Origin of the sequence: Microbacterium sp. (assembly GCF_051953575.1) — a bacterium.
Lineage (GTDB): Bacteria > Actinomycetota > Actinomycetes > Actinomycetales > Microbacteriaceae > Microbacterium.
Genome location: NZ_JBQCIP010000013.1, coordinates 1 through 16,864, shown reverse-complemented (window position 1 = coordinate 16,864; position 16,864 = coordinate 1). Strand labels below are relative to the sequence as shown.

Below are 16,864 nucleotides of genomic sequence, written 5' to 3'. Positions count from 1 at the left end.
GCACGAAGAGGTGCAGGCTGGAGTCACACACGTGAACGCAGAGGTGAACGAAGAAGTGAGCGAAGTGCGCAGGGATCCCGAGACCGAGCGCCGTCTGACCGACGAAGCCGTGGCGCTGGCCCAGCGCTGGACCGTCGAGAGTGCAGAGGTCGAGGCCGACCCCGCTGCCGAGCGTCTCGCCGGCGTGCTGAAGGACCCGAACGGGCTGCCGTTCACGATCGGGTTCGTCGACGGCGTCATGCGCCCCGAGAGCCTGTCGGCGGCCGCATCCCACCTGAACCGCGTCGCGCCGCTCGTCCCGGGCTTTCTGCCGTGGTACCTGCGCTCGGCCGTCCGGGTGGGCGGTGCCGTGGCGCCCGTGCTGCCGACGCCCGTCGTGCCCATCGCGCGGCGGGTGCTGCGCGAGATGGTCGGGCACCTCGTGGTCGACGCGCGGCCCGACAAGCTCGGCGCCGCGATCGAGCAGCTGCGCGCCGGCGGTGCACGACTGAACCTGAACCTGCTCGGCGAGGCGGTGCTCGGCGAGGACGAGGCGCTGCGCCGGCTGGACGGCATCCACGAACTCATCCGCCGACCCGACGTCGACTACGTGTCGGTCAAGGTGTCGGCGATCGCCAGCCACATCTCGATGTGGGCGTTCGACGAGGTCGTCGACAAGGTGGTGGAGCGCCTGCGCCCGCTGTACCTCACGGCCGCCGGCGACGGGACGTTCATCAACCTCGACATGGAGGAGTACCGCGACCTCGACCTCACGATCGCGGTCTTCACCCGTCTGCTCGAGGATCCCGGGCTGCGGCTGCTCGAGGCGGGCATCGTGCTGCAGGCCTACCTGCCCGACGCCCTGCCGGCGCTGGAGCGCCTGACGGCATGGGCGCAGCAGCGCGTCGACGCCGGCGGTGCACGCATCAAGGTGCGGCTCGTGAAAGGCGCGAACCTCGCGATGGAGCGAGTGGATGCCGTCATGCACGGGTGGACGCTCGCCACCTACGACGCGAAGGTCGACTCCGACGCCAACTACGTGCGGTGCCTGCGCTACGCGCTCGATTCCGCGCACACCCGCGCCGTGCGGATCGGCGTCGCCGGGCACAACCTCTTCGACATCGCGTACGCGTGGCTCCTCGCGGGCATCACCGGCGTGCGCGCCGATGTCGAGTTCGAGATGCTGCTCGGCATGGCGCAGGGGCAGGTGGCCGCGGTCACCCGCGAGGTCGGCCACGTGCTGCTGTACGTGCCGGTCGTGCGGCCCGACGAGTTCGACGTCGCCATCAGCTACCTCGTGCGGCGTCTGGAAGAGAACGCGTCGAGTGACAACTTCCTCTCTGCGGCGTTCGACCTCGCCGACGACCCGGCGATGTTCGCCCGCGAGCGCGACCGCTTCATCGCGTCGCTCGCCCGCGCCGACGATCCCGCCCTCGACATCGGGCCGAAGCGCGAGCAGGACCGCGTCGCCGAGGCCGCCGCGCTGTCGGGGCCCGCCGGAGCCGACGGCGAGGAGTCGCCGCGCACCCGGGCGCGGCTGCGCCGCGCGGCCGCTTCGGGCGACGACGCGGGGCTCACCCAGGCCGTGATCGGCATCGCACGGTCGGCCACCTCTACCGACACCGCGCCGGTGGAGCCCGCCGTCCCCGAGCAGGTGTTCGGCGCCGAGGCCTTCGTCGAGACGGCGGTGTTCGCGCCGCGCCAGACCGACGCCCGGTCCGCCGGCGCCCCCGGCTTCCGCAACACCCCCGACAGCGACCCGGCCCTGCCCGCGAACCGCACCTGGGCGCGCCGGATCCTGCAGCGCATCGAGACGTCCCGTGCGGGCGACGCCACCATCGCCGCCGCACGCGTCGACGACGAACCGCAGCTGCAGGCGATCATCGCCCAGGTGACGGATGCGGCCGCCGTATGGGGCGCGCTGCCCGCGGCCGAGCGGTCGGGCGTGCTGACCGCGGCCGCCCGCGCGCTGGAGGCGCGCCGCGGCGAGCTCATCGAGGTCGCCGCGTCCGAGACGGGCAAGGTGTTCGCCGAGGCCGACGTCGAGGTCAGCGAGGCCGTCGACTTCGCGAACTACTACGCCGCCACCGCCCGCGAACTCGACAGCGTGAGCGGTGCCGTGTTCGAGCCGGCGCGGCTCACCGTCGTGACGCCGCCGTGGAACTTCCCGATCGCGATCCCTGCCGGCGGAGTGCTGGCCGCGCTCGCCGCGGGCTCGGGCGTCGTGTTCAAGCCCGCCCCGCAGGCCCGGCGCTGCGCCGCTGTCGTGGCCGAGGCGCTGTGGGAGGCCGGGGTGCCCCGCGAGGTGCTCGCCCTGGTCGACATCGACGAAGGCGGACTCGGCCAGACGCTCGTGTCGCACCCGGCCGTGGACCGCGTCATCCTCACCGGCTCGTGGGAGACCGCCGCGCTGTTCCGTTCATGGCGGCCCGATCTGCCGCTGCTGGCCGAGACCAGCGGCAAGAACGCCATGATCGTCATGCCGACGGCAGACCTCGACCTGGCGGCATCCGATCTGATCAAGAGCGCGTTCGGCCACGCGGGCCAGAAGTGCTCGGCCGCCTCGCTCGCGATCCTGGTCGGCCCCGTCGGGCACTCGCGCCGCTTCGCCCGGCAGCTCGTGGATGCCGCGAACTCCCTGCGGGTCGGCCCCCCGTCCGATCCGCTCAGCGAGGTGGGCCCCGTCGTCGAGGTTCCGCGCGGCAAGCTGGAGTGGGCGCTCACCACCCTCGACGAGGGTGAGCAGTGGCTCGTCGAGCCGCGTCGCGTGGAGGGCGCGCCCGAGTACCGCGGGCGGCTGTGGAGCCCCGGCATCCGCGTCGGCGTGCAGCCTGGTTCGCGCTTCCACCACGAGGAGTTCTTCGGCCCGGTGCTCGGCGTCATGCACGCGACGTCGCTGTCGCACGCGATCGAGCTGCAGAACGCGGTCGCCTACGGCCTCACCGCAGGCCTCTACACGCAGAACCCCGACGACCTCGCACTCTGGCTCGACCGTGTCGAGGCGGGCAACCTCTACGTCAACCGCGGCATCACCGGCGCCATCGTGCAGCGGCAGCCCTTCGGCGGCTGGAAGCGCTCGTCGGTCGGCGCCGGCGCGAAGGCCGGCGGGCCCAACTACCTCGTGGGACTCGGCCGGTGGCGCGCGACCTCCGGCTCTCCGGCATCCGCCACCCTGCATCTGCGGGGACTCGACACGCGCATCGCCTCGCTCATCGAGGCCGCGCAGCCGTCGCTGGATTACGAGGCGTTCGAGTGGCTGCGCCGCGGCGCGCTGTCGGACGCGATCGCGTGGGACCGCGAGTTCGGCCAGGTGAAGGACGTCTCGGGGCTCGGCGTCGAGCGCAACCTGTTCCGCTACCGGCCCATCGGGTCGGTGGCGCTGCGGGCGACCGCCGACGCGTCCTGGCAGGCGGTGCTGCGCGTGGTGGTCGCCGGTCTGCGCGCGGGGTCGACGCTGACGCTCAGCGCTCCGGTCGGACTGCCCGCCGCGGTGCGCCGCGTGCTCGCCGACGAAGGGGTCGCCGTCTACGTCGAGTCCGACGAGCAATGGCTGCAGCGCATCACCGCACCCGACGACCTGCTCGACGCCGTCGCCGACGAGGCGCCGGCGCCTCGTCCCGATCGCGTGCGCCTCATCGGTCAGGCCGAGTCGGTCGCGGCCCTGCACGCCCTCGTCGCCTCCGCCGTCGGCGGCGACCCGGATCTCGCCGTCTACGACAACGAGGTCACGACCGCCGGCCGCCTCGAGCTGCTGCCCTTCCTCCACGAGCAATCCGTCACGATCACCGCCCACCGCTTCGGCAACCCCGACCCCTGGAGCGAATCGGTGATCTGATCTGCCTGTCGACGAGCCGATGCCGGGCGCCCCGGCATCCGGTCACCTTCGCCGTGCGCGGTGATGTAAAGAATCCTTGACATCGCCGCGTGCGGCGGCGTACCTTGCTCGTGTCAAAGATTCTTTACACGAGGGGCGGCATCATGGCCTACGAAGAGCGCAACGTGTGGGCGGGGCTCATCGTCAGCATCATCGCGATCACGGTGTACGTCGTGGTCGTGCTGCAGCAGGCGGACGGCGGACCGCTCGTCGAGGTCGACTGGGTGCCGATCATGCTGTGGACCATCGGCGCCGGCATCGTGGTCACCATCGCGGTCAGCATCGTGTGGGGCATCGTCAGCGGCGCGAAGGATCCCGACGGCGTCGGCAAGAGCGACCAGCGCGACCGCGACATCGCGCACATGTCGACGCGGGTGGGGCAGGCGTTCCTCGTCATCGCGGGCCTCGGGGTGATCGTGCTGTGCGCGTTCCAGGCGGACTGGTTCTGGATCGCCCACACCATGTTCTTCGGGTTCGCGCTCTCGTCGGTCGTCGGCGGTGTCGCGAGCGTGATCGCCTACCGCCACGGGCTCGTCTGATGGTCAAGCCCACGCGGGTCACCAACTCCATCCGTGCCACGCGCGAGGCCGCGGGCATGACGCAGGCCGACCTCGCCCGCACCGTGGGCGTCACGCGGCAGACCCTCATCGCGATCGAGCAGGGGCGCTATTCGCCCAGCCTCGAACTCGCCTTCCAGCTCGCCCGCGCCTTCGGTGTCGGGCTCGACGACCTCTTCGACTACCCGGGGGAGTGACATGTCCACCACGACGACGACCCAGACCATGCCCGCATGGCGCCAGCGCCGCTACGGCGAAGCGGATGCGGTGACCCTCGACAGCGTCCCGGTGCCGACGCCTGGGCGCGGCCAGGTGCTCGTGCGTCTGCGGGCCACCGGACTCAACAACGGCGACGTGCGCGTCATGCGCGGCGAGCCGCTGCTCGTCCGCCTCGCGTTCGGCGTCGGTCGGCCGCGGCAGCCCGTGCGGGGAATGGATGCCGCCGCCACCGTCGTCGCCGTCGGCGACGGCGTCACCGGGATCGCGGTCGGCGACGAGGTCGTCGGCGAACTGCCCGGTGGCGGGCTCGGACGGTTCGCCCTCGCTCCCGCCGAACGGCTGGTGCGCCGTCCGGACGACGTCGCCCCCGTGCTCGCGGCATCCTTGCCGGTCGCGGCGGGCACGGCATGGCAGGCGCTCGAGAAGGCCCGGATCGCATCGACGGGGGAGGCGCCCCCGCGCGTGCTCGTGATCGGGGCCTCGGGCGGGGTCGGCACGTTCGCCGTGCAGCTCGCCGCGCAGCGCGGCGCCGAGGTGTGGGCCCTGTGCGGCGACCGCAACCGGGCGCTCGTCGAATCGCTCGGCGCCGCCCGCACCTTCGACTACCGCCGCGTGCAGCCGGGGAGCCCCGAACTCGGCGACGGGTTCGACGCGGTGCTCGACATCGCCGGCACCGCTCCGCTGCGGGCGCTGCGGCGCCTCGTGCGCGACGGCGGGCGGGTCGTGCTGGTGTCGGGCGAGGGCGGGCGCGTGCTCGGGCCGATCGGCCGCCTGCTGCGCGCCGCACTGCTCTCGATCGGGTCGAAGCGTCCGCTCGTGCCCCTGGCGGCGACACCGAAGCCCCATGTGCTCGCGCAGCTGCTGGCGCTCACCGCCGCCGGCGGGCTGCATCCTGTCATCGCCCGCACCGCGCCGTTCGCTGACGCGGGCGACGCGCTCGCCGAGGTCGCCGACGGCCACGTGACGGGCAAGATCGTGGTGCTCGCGGGCTGAGGCGCGGCATCCCGAATCGTCCTCCGGTTCCCAGGCGGGGCCCAGCCGGCGTGAGAGAATGGATGCGGCGTGCCCGGGACTGCTCTTCGTCAAGCTCTGGACCGAGTGAGGCGGAGCCGCCGGGCCTCTGGACAGCGTCCGCCGCACTTCGCAAGGAGACACATGTCCAACGACATCGCCCCCGCACCCGCTTCGACCGAGTCGGCGGCCGCCAGCCGGATCGCGCAGCACCGCAGCTACCTGATGTGCCGCCCCGAGCACTTCACGGTGAGCTACAAGATCAACCCGTGGATGGAGCCGGCCAACCCGACCGACACCGATCTGGCGGTCCGGCAGTGGCAGACGCTGTACGACACCTACCTCGCGCTCGGGCACGACGTGCAGCTGATCGACCCGATCCCCGGTCTTCCCGACATGGTCTACACGGCCAACGGCGGCTTCGTGATCGGCGGCGTCGCCTACGGTGCGAAGTTCCGCTACCAGGAGCGCGTGCCCGAGGGCCCCGCGTTCATGGAGTGGTTCCGCGACAACGGCTTCGAGGTCGCGGAGCCCGTCGAGGTGAACGAAGGCGAGGGCGACTTCCTGCTCGTCGGCGACACCATCCTCGCCGGCACCGGGTTCCGCTCGACCGGCGACAGCCACCGCGAGCTCGCGGACGTGTTCGGCAAGGAGGTCGTGAGCCTCACCCTCGTCGACCCGCGCTTCTACCACCTCGACACGGCCATCTCGGTGCTCGACCCCGTCGAGGGCCCGGGAGGCGTCGAGAAGGCCAACATCGCGTACCTGGAGCACGCCTTCGACGAGCGCAGCCAGGCGATCCTCGCCGAGCGGTACCCCGAGGCCATCAAGGTCGCCGACGCCGACGGCGCCGTGTTCGGGCTCAACTCGGCCAGCGACGGCCGCAACGTCATCATCTCGCCGCGTGCGACCGGCTTCGAGGCGCAGCTGCGCGAGCGCGGCTACAACCCGGTGCTCGTCGACCTGTCGGAGCTGCTGCTCGGCGGCGGCGGCATCAAGTGCTGCACGCTCGAGCTGCGGCGCTGATCGGAGGAACCTCGTGAGCACCCCCAACCTGACGAGCGACGCCGCGATGGTCCGCATCATCGCCGCTGAGGACGAGCACCTCGCGCACAACTACCACCCGCTGCCGGTCGTGGTCTCGCGCGGCGAGGGCGCGTGGGTGACCGATGTCGAGGGCAAGCGCTACCTCGACCTGCTGTCGGCGTACTCGGCCCTGAACTTCGGGCACGGGCATCCTGCGATCCTCGCCGCCGCGCAGGAGCAGCTGACCCGTCTGACGCTCACGAGCCGCGCGTACCACAACGACCGCCTCGGCCCGTTCGCGGCGGCTCTCGCAGAGCTGTGCGGCAAGGACCTCGTGCTGCCGATGAACACGGGCGCCGAGGCCGTCGAGACCGGCATCAAGGTCGCCCGCGCGTGGGGCTACCGCGTCAAGGGTGTGCCGGCTGATGCCGCGACCATCGTCGTCGCGCACGGCAACTTCCACGGCCGCACGACCACGATCGTCGGCTTCAGCGACGACGCATCGGCCCGCGACGGATTCGGTCCGTTCGCCCCCGGCTTCGTGTCGGTGCCGTTCGGCGACGCCTCCGCGATCGAGGCGGCGATCACCCCCGAGACGGTCGCCGTGCTCATCGAACCCATTCAGGGCGAGGCGGGGGTCATCCTGCCGCCGGAGGGCTACCTGCGTGCAGTGCGCGAGATCTGCACGGCCCGCGGCGTGCTGTTCATCGCCGATGAGATCCAGTCCGGCCTCGGCCGCGTCGGCGAGACCTTCGCGTGCGATCGCGAGGGCGTCGTGCCCGACGTCTATCTGCTCGGCAAGGCGCTGGGCGGCGGCATCCTTCCCGTCTCGGCCGTCGCCGCCGACCGCGACGTGCTCGGTGTGATCAACCCGGGCGAGCACGGCTCGACGTTCGGCGGCAACCCGCTGGCCGCGGCCGTGGGCCTGCGCGTCGTGGAGATGCTGCAGACCGGCGAGTTCCAGAACCGCGCGAAGCTGCTGGGCGAGCATCTCGAGGCGAAGCTCCGGGAGCTCATCGGCGAGGGGGTCACCGCGGTGCGCGTCGCCGGACTGTGGGCGGGCGTCGACATCGACCCCGCCGTCGGCACCGGCCGCGAGATCGCGGAGCGTCTCATCGCCCGCGGCGTGCTCGCCAAGGACACCCACGGGCAGACGATCCGCATCGCGCCGCCGCTCGTCATCCGTGCGACCGAGCTCGACTGGGCGGTCGAGCAGCTGCGGACGGTGCTCTCGGCCTGAACCGGCCCGGTCAGGCCGAGCGGGTGCCCGGGGCGCGACCGCCGAAGTGGCGGCGCATCGCGTGACGGGCGCCCGCCGGATCGCCGGCGGCGATCGCGTCGACGATGTCGTAGTGGATGCTGTCGGTGCGGGCGTCCTCGGGCGCCTCGGCGACGGCGAGCCGTCGCGCGGCTATGTCGTCGCGCAGCAGGTGGCTGAGCCCCTCGTGGAGGAACTGCAGCACCGAGTTGTCGACCACGGTCTGCAGCCGGCGGTGGAACGCGACATCGGCCTCGTGCGCATCGACGGAGTCGCCCGCAGCCTGCGAGGCGACCATGCGGTCGACCACGGCGCGCAGCTCGGCGACCTCGTCGGGTGTCGCCCGGCGAGCGGCCGCCTCGGCGAGCGCCTCTTCGAGCAGCACGCGCGACTCCGAGAACTCGTCGTCGGTGAGGTGCCCGAGCTCTCGGGAGATCGCGAAGAACGTGCGCACGAAGTCGTACGACGGGCTGCTCAGGAACGTGCCACGGCCCTGCGTGCGGGTGATGAAGCCGAGACGCTCGAGGACGGCGAGCTGCTCGCGCAGGGTGCCCCGGCTCATGCCGAGGGCATCGCACAGCTCGCGCTCGGGCGGCAGACGTCGCATGCCGGTCACCTCGTCGATCGTCGCGAGCTCGAGCAGACGCGCGACGAGAAGCTCCAACGGATCAGGCACCCAAACCTCCCCGGCGCCGGCGCCTCCCCAGCAGCCGGTCCTCACGGCATGCTATCGGGCGCGCCGGTCATGTGTGTCCGGTTCTCGAAATCGGCGAGCACCTGCACATATCCGCCCGTGCGGCGGCGCCCACAGGCGTCAGAAGACCGAGACCGTCCGCCAATGCCACCCGGTCGCCCCGTCGGGCGCCGGCGGCGCGACCGCGTCGGTCTGCACCTCCCCGGCCTTGCTCGTCGCCCGGCACTGGATGACGTGGTCGCCCTTCTCGGCGGTCCACGGCAGGCTCCACTGCACCCACGTGTCGTCCGAGATGGCGGCGGCCAGCGTCGCCGGCATCCATTCGCCCTCGTCGATGCGCACCTCGACCGCCTCGATGCCGACCTGCTGCTGCCAGGCCACCCCGGCGATCATCACCTCGCCGGCTTTGAGCCCCTGCCCGCGTCGCGGCACGTCGATGCGGGACTGGAGCTTGATCGGCCCGCGCTCGGACCAGCCGCGGTCGGTCCAGTACGCGCGCGCCCGGTCGAAGCGGGTGACCTCCAGGTCGACGACCCACTTCGTCGCCGACACGTACCCGTACAGCCCCGGCACCACCATGCGCACCGGGAAGCCGTGCTCCAGCGGCAGCGGCTCGCCGTTCATGCCGACGGCGAGGATCGCGTCGCGTCCGTCGGTGAGCGCTTCGAGGGGACTGGATGCCGTGAACCCGTCCACCGACCGCGACAGCACCATGTCGGCGTCGGCGGTCGGCTGCGCGCGGGCGAGCAGCTCGCGCAGCGGGTACCCGAGCCAGCGGGCGTTGCCGATGAGGTCGCCGCCGACCTCATTCGACACGCACGTGAGCGTGGTCCACGACTCCTGCAGCGGTAGGGCGAGCAACTCGTCCCACGTCAGCTCGACCTCGTGCGCGACCATGCCGTGGATCCGCAGCCGCCAGTCCGCCGGGTCGACCTCGGGCACGATGAGCGCGGTGTCGATGCGGTAGAAGCTGGAGTTCGGCGTGACGACGTCGGCGAGTCCGGGCAGGTCGAGTTCGGCTCCGGCGGGGACGGGGGATGCCGCCACCGCCGGCTGCGGCAGCCGCAGCGCGCGGCGCGCCGCGGTCACGCCGGACGATGCCGCGCTGCGCAGGCCCCCGACGGCGACGGCGATGATCCCGACGGCGGTGGCCGCGCCGGCCCAGGCGAAGAACGCCCGGCGGCTCGGCTGCGTCTCGCTGGTGTCACCCTCGTATTCACCGGCGGACTCCGGGGCGGGACGCGCGGGCCGACGGTCGGCTCGGGGGCGCAGCATCCTGACCAGCAGCCGGAGAGCGACCACGCCGATGGCGCCCGCGACGAGGGCGGGCAGCCAAGCCAGCCCGCCGGCACCCGGGCGGGTCGCGGCGACGACGGCGCCGCCGATGCCGAACACGGCGACGACCACGGCACCCCACGGCGGTCGCCGGGCCTCCAGCCACCCCGCGAGCGCTGCGAGCACGAGCAGCACGATCGAGATGCCGGTGAGGAGCGCCGCCTTGTCGCCGGTGCCGAACAGGGCGATCGCGGTGTCTTTGGCCCATGACGGTGCGAGATCGATGAGGGCGGAGCCGATCGCGGCCACCGGGCTGCCGGTCGGCGCGACGACCGCCGCGGTGAGCTCCCCGAGGCCGACGCCGACGATGACCGCCGCGACGCCTGCCAGCCCTGCCAGCCCTGCCAGCGGGGCCGGCACGCGAGCAGCAGAGCGGGGCGCGGCCATGGAGTCAGCGTACGATCCGCGGAGCCGGAGGGCACCGTTCGAGATCTTACGAGTCCCTTACGAGTGCCCGGGAGCGCCAGGACGTGCCCGAAACATGTCGGCAATCCGGGCCGCACTAGGCTCTTCGCATGGGTGATCTGTTCGACGGCTACGGCTCGACGCTCGCGCCGCGCAAGACGCCCTCGGGGGTTCCCGCGTTCGACGAGATGTTCGGGAGCCCGGCCCACCCCGGCGCACTGGCTGAGTCGCGCGAGGCCTATCGAGAGCTGTATCAGGCGCTGGCGCAGATGACGCAGGAGGAGCTGCGCGGACGCACCGATTCGCTCGCCAGCTCGTACCTCGCGCAGGGCGTCACGTTCGACTTCGCGGGCGAGGAGCGGCCGTTCCCGCTCGACGCGGTGCCGCGCATCATCGAGTTCGACGAGTGGTCCCGCGTCGAAGCGGGCGTGAAGCAGCGCGTGCGCGCCCTGGAGGCGTTCCTCGCCGACGCGTACGGGCATCAGCACTGCGTGCGCGACGAGGTGCTGCCGGCGCGGCTCATCTCCAGCTCGCAGTACTTCTACCGACAGGCCGCGGGCATCGAGCCCGCCAACGGCGTGCGGATCCAGGTGTCGGGAATCGACCTCATCCGCGACGAGCACGGCGAGATGCGCGTGCTCGAAGACAACGTGCGGGTGCCGTCGGGCGTCAGCTACGTCATCTCGAACCGCCGGGTGATGGCGCAGACCCTCCCCGAGCTGTTCGTCTCGATGCGGGTGCGCCCGGTCGGCGACTACCCGAACAAGCTCCTGGCCGCGCTGCGGGCGTCGGCCCCCGCCGGCATCGAAGACCCCAACGTCGTCGTGCTGACGCCCGGTGTCTACAACTCCGCCTACTTCGAGCACACGCTGCTGGCCCGGCTCATGGGCGTCGAGCTCGTCGAGGGTCGAGACCTGCTGTGCGTGGGCGGCAAGGTGTTCATGCGCACCACCCGCGGTCCCAAGCGCGTCGACGTCATCTACCGCCGCGTCGACGACGACTTCCTCGACCCGCTGCAGTTCCGCGCCGACTCGATGCTCGGGGCCCCGGGCCTCATGCTTGCCGCACGGCTCGGCAACGTCACGATCGCCAACGCGGTCGGCAACGGCGTCGCCGACGACAAGCTGCTCTACACCTACGTGCCCGACCTCATCCGGTACTACCTCGCCGAGGAGCCCATCCTCAAGAACGTCGACACCTGGCGCCTGGAAGACCCGGGTGCGCTCGAAGAGGTGCTCGACCGTCTGGACGAGCTCGTCGTGAAGCCCGTCGACGGCTCGGGCGGCAAGGGCCTCGTCGTGGGCCCGGACGCATCGCCCGCCGAGCTGGAGAAGCTGCGGCAGCGGCTGCTCGCCGACCCCCGCGGCTGGATCGCGCAGCCGGTCGTGATGCTCTCGACGATCCCCACCCTCGTCGAGGACGGGATGCGGCCGCGCCACGCCGACCTGCGCCCGTTCGCCGTGAACGACGGCGAAGACATCTGGGTGCTCCCCGGCGGCCTCACCCGGGTCGCGCTGCCGGAGGGGCAGCTCGTGGTGAACTCCAGCCAGGGCGGCGGATCGAAGGACACCTGGATCGTCGGCGGCTCCGCCCCCGGCAACGTCGAATACGGCCAGGGCCGCGGGGTCTCGGAGCTCGTCGCCGACCAGGCCGCGAACGTCACCGCCGCCATCCCGATCATCTACGACGCGCAGACCGAGCCGACGCACTCGCCGCAGGACCCCGACCGGGGCACCCACGCGCAGCATGAGCAGCAGCAGCAGGCGCACGACGGAGGTGCGCCGTGCTGAGCCGCATCGCCGAGTCGCTGTTCTGGATCGGGCGCTACATCGAGCGCAGCGACGGCACCGCCCGCATCCTCGACGTCCACCTGCAGCTCCTGCTCGAAGACCCGTGGATCGACGAGGACACCGCGTGCCGGTCGCTGCTCAGCGTCATGGGCTCGCTCCCGCCCGAGGGCGTCGAGCACGTGCGCCGCGAGGACGTGCTGTCGCGCCTGGCCGTGGACCGCATGAACCCGTCGAGCATCGCCTACGCGCTCACCGCCGCGCGCGAGAACGCCCGCCGGGCGCGCGAGATCGTCTCCAGCGAGCTGTGGGAGACCCTCAACACGACGAACGCACGGATGCCGCGGCGCCTGCAGAACGACCGCGTGCACGAGTTCTTCCAGTGGGTCCGTGAACGGGCGGCGCTGGCCGTCGGCATCCAGGACTCCTCCACCAGCCGCGACGAGGCCTGGCAGTTCTTCACGCTCGGCCGCAGCATCGAGCGCACCGACATGACCGCGCGCCTGCTCGCCACGCGCTCGCTCACCGAGGCGTCGGGTCCGTCGTGGACGACGATCCTGCGCTCGTGCGGCGCCTACGAGGCCTACCTGCGCACGTACCGGGGCATGCCGAGCGCGCGCAACGCGGCGGAGTTCCTGCTGCTGGACCGCCTGTTCCCTCGGTCGATCATCTACTCGATCCAGCGCGCCGAGGAGTGCATGAGCGCCATCGACCCGCGCGCCGACCGCGTCGGGCACTCGAACACGGTGCTGCGCGCCCTGGGCCAGATCCGCAACGACCTGGAGTACCGGCCGATCTCCGAGATCCTCGGCGAGCTGCCCACCCACATGGACCGCGTGCAGCAGGTCACGCGCGAGGCATCCGAGGCGATCCGCGGGCGGTTCTTCCCCACGCAGGCCGAGCCGAGCTGGATCGGAGAGATCTCATGAAGCGCCTGCGCATCGAGCACCAGACCGGCTTCAGCTACGGCGGCGACGTCACCGCGTCGTACAACGAGGCGCGCATGCTGCCCGTCTCGACCGACAGCCAGTTCGTGCTGAACTCCTCGCTCGACATCGAGCCGTCGACGTCCGTCAACCAGTACGTCGACTACTTCGGCACGCGCGTCGCCGCGTTCGACGTGCTGTCGCCGCACTCGGCGCTGTCGATCACCGCGCGCTCGCTCGTCGAGGTGCGTCCGCGGCCGCTGGAGCACATCGACATCACGTGGGACGCGCTGGCGCGCGAGGCGAACCGCTCCATCGAGACCGTCGAGCAGCTCTCGCTCACGAACCGCACCCGCCCGCACGACGAGGTCGCCGAGCTGGCCCGCTCGATCGCCTCGCGGCACGACCACCCCGGCCGCGCCGCCCACGCCATCTCGGTCGCGGTGGGGGATGCCGTCGAGTACATGTACGGGGTCACCGGGGTCCACTCGACCGCGGCCGAGGCGTGGGAGGCCCGCAAGGGCGTCTGCCAGGACATGGCGCACATCACCCTGGGAGCCCTGCGCTCCGTCGGCATCCCGGCACGCTACGTCTCGGGCTACCTGCACCCGCGTCCGTCGGCCGAGGTCGGCGTCGCGGTCACGGGCGAGTCGCACGCCTGGGTCGAGTGGTTCGCGGGGGAGTGGCAGGGCTTCGACCCCACGAACAACATCGAGATCGGCGACCGTCACGTGCTGGTGGGACGCGGGCGCGACTACGGCGACGTTCCGCCGCTGCGGGGCGTGTACGCAGGGCCGTTCAAGAGCAACCTGCACGTGAAGGTGACGATCACGCGCGAGGCGTGACCCCGTCCGCGGCGTCAGGCCGGCGGAGCGTCGGGGTCGAGCGTCTCGAGCGTGTCCTCTTCGGCCGGATTGTCGGCGTCGAGCTGCTCCTCGGTGGTCTCGTCGCCGCCGGTCGGGCTGTCGTCGTGGGGGCTGTTCCCGCCGTCTCGTCGTTCGTCCATGGCTCCACGTTCGCGCCGTGCGCCGCGGCGGCACAGGGCCTTGACGCGGGCGCCCGGCCGTGGACGGGGCGGCGGGCCCGGCCGGGGTACGTTTGCAACTGCAGAAGCCGTCCACGAGGAGAACAATGACGGATGCCCGACCCCCGCGCCGCGCGACGATCGAAGACGTCGCCGCGCGCGCAGGCGTGTCGCGCGCGGCCGTGTCGAAGGTGCTGCGCGACGCCTACGGCGTGAGCGACGCGATGCGCGCGCGGGTGACGGCTGCGATGACGGAGCTGAACTACCGCCCGAGCATCGCGGCGCGCGGCATGCGGGGCCGCACCTACACGATCGGCATCGAGCTGCCGGACCTGTCGAACCAGTTCTTCACACGGATCGTGCGCGGTGCGACGCGCGCGCTGGAGGGCACGCCGTACCAGCTCATCCTCGCCCCGGCCGAGACCGGCACCCGGTACGGCTTCCGCGCCCTGGAGGCGCTCGTCGACCGCCAGGTGGACGGGCTGATCGCGGTGTCGCCACGCGTCGAGGAGAGCGCGCTGGAACGGATCGCGGCATCGGTCCCGCTCGTGATGTTCGGTCGCCTCGACACCTCCGACCGCTACGACGTCGTCGCCGGAGACGACCTGGGCGGTGCGCGGCTCGCGATGCAGCACCTCTTCGGGCTCGGCCACACCCGGATCGCTCACCTGACGCTCATGGAGGAGGACCCGAGCTCACCGTTCCCGCACAGCGGGAGGCTGCGCGAGTATCTGGCCGAGATGACCGCGCGGGGCTACGAGGCCGAGGTCTGGAACGCCGAGGACGGCCAGGACCCCGCGTACGAGGCAACGCGGCGGGCGATCGAGGCCGGAACCCGGGCCACGGCGGTGTTCGCAGCGCACGACGAGCTGGCGTTCGGCGCGATGCGCGCGATCGCCGACGCCGGCGCCGACCTCTCGGTGATCGGCTATGACGACGTCGCTCTGGCATCGCATCCCGCCCTCGGTCTCACGAGCGTCGATCAGCCCGGTGAGCGCATGGGCGCGCGCGCCGTCGAGCTGATCCTGGAGCGCATCGCCGGCCGGACCGCCGCCGTGCACGAGATCTTCGAGGTCGAGCTCAAGCCCCGCACGTCGACGAGGGCGCCGAAGGCCTGACGTCCGCGCCGCGGACCACGGGCCTGCTCGGCTCAGACCCCCGAGACGACCGCGTTGTCGAGCTGGTCGGCGTCGACACCGGGGCGGACGCCCTGGTTCGTCAGCAGCACGTAGGCGACACCGACGGTCGGGTGCACCCAGAACTCGGTGCCCGACCACCCGGCGTGGCCGTACACGTCACGATCGATGAGGCCCGGTGCCCGGGTGCGCAGGTTGAACGTGAAGCCCCAGTCCTGCCCGGAGGCGGCCGGGTACGGGTCGAGCCGCGGGATGCCGTCGGTGAGCGGTCGCCGCATCATGGCGAGCGTCTCGGGCTGCACGGGACCGCCGCGCTCGCCGCGTCCGATGCGCAGCAGCGCCGAACCCAGCGCCAGCAGATCCCCGGCCGTGCCGATGAGGCCGGCGCCGGCGTTGCGGACGCGTGCCAGTCGTGCCATGTCGATGCCGCAGGCGGCGGCATCCACGACCGTGTGGGGGCCAGCGGACGGATCGAGCGTGAACCCCGCACCGCCGAGCTCGGCCGACCACGCCGAGATGTCGGCATCCCACTCCCATCCGGCGATCCGGCGCAGCAGCTCGACGACGCCCTCGAACGCCACCGTCGAGTAGCGCGAGGCCGTGCCGGCGGCGAAGTCGCGTCCGGGTGCGCGCAGGGCGGTGCCGAGCCCGTCGACGGGATCGAGCGGCGGCTCGGGGATGCCGGCGGTGTGGCTCACCAGGTGCCGCAGGCGCACGACGTCGTCGCGGCCGGCACCGAACCCGGGGACCGCGCCGGTCAGGGGCGTCTCGGTCGTCAGCAGCCCCCGCTCGATCGCCCGCGCCGCGGTGAGGCCCGTCAGCACCTTCGTGATGGAGAAGAGCCAGTACGGGTCGTCGATGCGCGCGGGGCGGCCGTCGGTCGCGCCGAACGCGTCGAGCGCCACGATGCCGTCGGCGGTCGCGACACCGAGCACCGCCGTCGGCAACCGGCCGGCCTCGACGTGCCGGCGCGCCCAGTCGCACGCGGCCCCGTAGCCGGTCACGCGTGCGGCTCGTAGCGTTCGGGAGAGGTGGATGCCGCGACCGCGCGCCGCAGGTCCTCCAGCGTCGCGTCGGGTCCGAACCAGCCGTGCGCCCGGGCCTGCACGAGCACGTTGCCGAGCGCAGTGGCCTCGACGGGCCCTGCGAGCACGGGCAGACCCGACCGGTCGGCGGTGGCCTGGCAGAGCAGGCGGTTGAGCGCGCCGCCGCCCACGATGTGGATGACGTCGACGTCGCGTCCGGTCAGGTGTGCGGCCGTGGCTACGGCGTCGGCGAACGCCTGGGCGATGCTCTCGACGATGGCGCGGGCGAACGCGGCACGGGTCGCCGGGACCGCCGTGCCGGACTCGGCGATGAGTGCGCCGATGCGGGCGGGCATGTCTCCCGGCGCCGCGAGGCGGGGATCGTTCGCGTCGAACAGCGGGATGCCGCCGGTCACCACCGCGGCATCGGCCAGCAGGGCGGGCAGATCGATCCGGGCGCCGTCCTCGGTCTCCCACGTGCGCACCGCTTCGCTGAGTAGCCAGAGCCCCGTGACGTTGTGCAGGAACCGCACCCGTCCGTCGACGCCCCCTTCGTTGGTGAAGTTCGCCTCGCGTGCTTCGTCGCTGACGACGGGAGCATCGAGCTC

The 16,864-nt window shown here is 72.3% G+C and carries 15 protein-coding genes; 10 read left to right on the top strand and 5 right to left on the bottom strand.

Translation table 11 applies throughout. The features are described 5' to 3' along the window. The first annotated feature begins 55 nt into the window (after positions 1 to 55). The 6 genes from ACTHNQ_RS00965 to rocD all read left to right on the top strand — a co-directional run bounded on the left by ACTHNQ_RS00965 (position 56) and on the right by rocD (position 7,906). The gene (locus ACTHNQ_RS00965) at positions 56 to 3,814 is read left to right on the top strand and encodes a proline dehydrogenase family protein (protein WP_440330576.1); all 3,759 of its coding nucleotides are present in this window, start codon (positions 56 to 58) and stop codon (positions 3,812 to 3,814) included. A 143-nt stretch (positions 3,815 to 3,957) separates the two neighbouring features. Further along, positions 3,958 to 4,392: a hypothetical protein gene (locus ACTHNQ_RS00960; protein WP_440330574.1), complete on the top strand. Its 435-nt coding sequence runs from the start codon at positions 3,958 to 3,960 to the stop codon at positions 4,390 to 4,392. Then, positions 4,392 to 4,607 carry a helix-turn-helix transcriptional regulator gene (locus ACTHNQ_RS00955; protein WP_018173210.1) on the top strand — a complete coding sequence of 72 codons (216 nt, stop codon included), beginning with the start codon at positions 4,392 to 4,394 and terminating at the stop codon, positions 4,605 to 4,607. Before ACTHNQ_RS00960 ends, ACTHNQ_RS00955 begins: the two co-directional genes overlap by 1 nt. A 1-nt stretch (position 4,608) precedes the next feature. Next, positions 4,609 to 5,622, top strand: coding sequence for an NAD(P)-dependent alcohol dehydrogenase (locus ACTHNQ_RS00950; protein ID WP_440330573.1), 1,014 nt, complete (start codon positions 4,609 to 4,611; stop codon positions 5,620 to 5,622). 162 nt (positions 5,623 to 5,784) lie between these two features. Continuing rightward, complete coding sequence (gene ddaH / locus ACTHNQ_RS00945) at positions 5,785 to 6,666, top strand: dimethylargininase (RefSeq protein ID WP_440330572.1); 882 nt, start codon at positions 5,785 to 5,787, stop codon at positions 6,664 to 6,666. A 46-nt stretch (positions 6,667 to 6,712) separates the two neighbouring features. After that, entirely contained in the window at positions 6,713 to 7,906 is a 1,194-nt protein-coding gene (gene rocD, locus ACTHNQ_RS00940) for an ornithine--oxo-acid transaminase (RefSeq protein ID WP_440330575.1), read from the top strand. Between the two features lie 10 nt (positions 7,907 to 7,916). On the opposite strand, the gene ACTHNQ_RS00935 is transcribed toward rocD, so the two are convergent. Both ACTHNQ_RS00935 and ACTHNQ_RS00930 read right to left on the bottom strand, forming a co-directional pair. Further along, positions 7,917 to 8,600 (bottom strand): FadR/GntR family transcriptional regulator, encoded by a 684-nt coding sequence (locus tag ACTHNQ_RS00935; RefSeq protein WP_440330571.1) that lies wholly within the window; start codon positions 8,598 to 8,600, stop codon positions 7,917 to 7,919. A gap of 138 nt (positions 8,601 to 8,738) precedes the next feature. Further along, positions 8,739 to 10,340, bottom strand: coding sequence for a molybdopterin-dependent oxidoreductase (locus tag ACTHNQ_RS00930; protein WP_440330570.1), 1,602 nt, complete (start codon positions 10,338 to 10,340; stop codon positions 8,739 to 8,741). 128 nt (positions 10,341 to 10,468) lie between these two features. On the opposite strand from ACTHNQ_RS00930, the gene ACTHNQ_RS00925 reads away from it, so the two are divergent. From ACTHNQ_RS00925 to ACTHNQ_RS00915, 3 genes are read left to right on the top strand one after another with little or no spacing between them, the layout of a single operon-like run. Continuing rightward, positions 10,469 to 12,148: a circularly permuted type 2 ATP-grasp protein gene (locus tag ACTHNQ_RS00925; RefSeq protein WP_440330569.1), complete on the top strand. Its 1,680-nt coding sequence runs from the start codon at positions 10,469 to 10,471 to the stop codon at positions 12,146 to 12,148. Then, positions 12,142 to 13,074, top strand: a complete 933-nt coding sequence (locus tag ACTHNQ_RS00920) for an alpha-E domain-containing protein (RefSeq protein ID WP_018173203.1) — start codon at positions 12,142 to 12,144, stop codon at positions 13,072 to 13,074. The genes ACTHNQ_RS00925 and ACTHNQ_RS00920 overlap by 7 nt, the downstream gene beginning before the upstream one ends. Beyond that, positions 13,071 to 13,916: a transglutaminase family protein gene (locus ACTHNQ_RS00915; protein ID WP_440330568.1), complete on the top strand. Its 846-nt coding sequence runs from the start codon at positions 13,071 to 13,073 to the stop codon at positions 13,914 to 13,916. Before ACTHNQ_RS00920 ends, ACTHNQ_RS00915 begins: the two co-directional genes overlap by 4 nt. Before the next feature lie 14 nt (positions 13,917 to 13,930). Here the strand turns inward: ACTHNQ_RS00915 and ACTHNQ_RS00910 are convergent, their stop codons facing one another. Further along, complete coding sequence (locus tag ACTHNQ_RS00910; RefSeq protein WP_440330567.1) at positions 13,931 to 14,077, bottom strand: hypothetical protein; 147 nt, start codon at positions 14,075 to 14,077, stop codon at positions 13,931 to 13,933. A 125-nt stretch (positions 14,078 to 14,202) separates the two neighbouring features. Between ACTHNQ_RS00910 and ACTHNQ_RS00905 the strand changes: the two genes are divergently transcribed. After that, complete coding sequence (locus ACTHNQ_RS00905) at positions 14,203 to 15,213, top strand: LacI family DNA-binding transcriptional regulator (protein WP_440330566.1); 1,011 nt, start codon at positions 14,203 to 14,205, stop codon at positions 15,211 to 15,213. A gap of 32 nt (positions 15,214 to 15,245) precedes the next feature. Here the strand turns inward: ACTHNQ_RS00905 and ACTHNQ_RS00900 are convergent, their stop codons facing one another. Further along, the gene (locus tag ACTHNQ_RS00900; RefSeq protein WP_440330565.1) at positions 15,246 to 16,235 is read right to left on the bottom strand and encodes a serine hydrolase domain-containing protein; all 990 of its coding nucleotides are present in this window, start codon (positions 16,233 to 16,235) and stop codon (positions 15,246 to 15,248) included. Continuing rightward, positions 16,232 to 16,864, bottom strand: a 633-nt coding sequence (locus ACTHNQ_RS00895) for an FGGY-family carbohydrate kinase (protein ID WP_440330564.1), incomplete at its 5' end; no start/stop codon positions are given. The genes ACTHNQ_RS00895 and ACTHNQ_RS00900, both read right to left, overlap by 4 nt.